General features: G+C 67.2%; 1 protein-coding gene. It reads right to left on the bottom strand.

The annotated features are described in order from the left end of the window. Positions 1-285: twin-arginine translocation signal domain-containing protein (locus PZH32_RS11890; protein ID WP_275208466.1), on the bottom strand; the 285-nt coding region annotated here is incomplete at its 3' end. Positions 286-345 lie beyond the last annotated feature (60 nt).

Raw genomic sequence — 345 nt, 5'->3', positions numbered from 1 at the left:
CTCATGGGACGTCTCGCTGCCCTGACGGACAATCTCGCCGTCGCGCACCAGCACGCGATTCACGCAGCGGCCTCCGCAGTTGTCCCAGCAGGCCGCGGCAATCCACGGTCCCTCATCGACAGGGGCCTTCTCCCCTGTTTCAGCCAAGCTGTCGCCCGACGTCTGCGGCGCGCAGGCCGCCAGCGACGACAGCGAGCCCGCTGCCAGCGCACCGGCCGCGCTTCCCTTCAACAAGCCGCGGCGCGTCAGGCCGGACTGGACGGGCATCATGCGAGATTTGCTCATGGCATCCCCCTACTTCTTAATCCTTCGGGCGGGAAGCCCTCTCTTCGCCTTCCCGCTTTC

Origin of the sequence: Adlercreutzia equolifaciens, from assembly GCF_029076695.1 — a bacterium.
Lineage (GTDB): Bacteria > Actinomycetota > Coriobacteriia > Coriobacteriales > Eggerthellaceae > Adlercreutzia > Adlercreutzia equolifaciens_A.
Note: the sequence above shows the minus strand (reverse complement) of the source record. Positions and strands in the feature narration are given on the sequence as shown.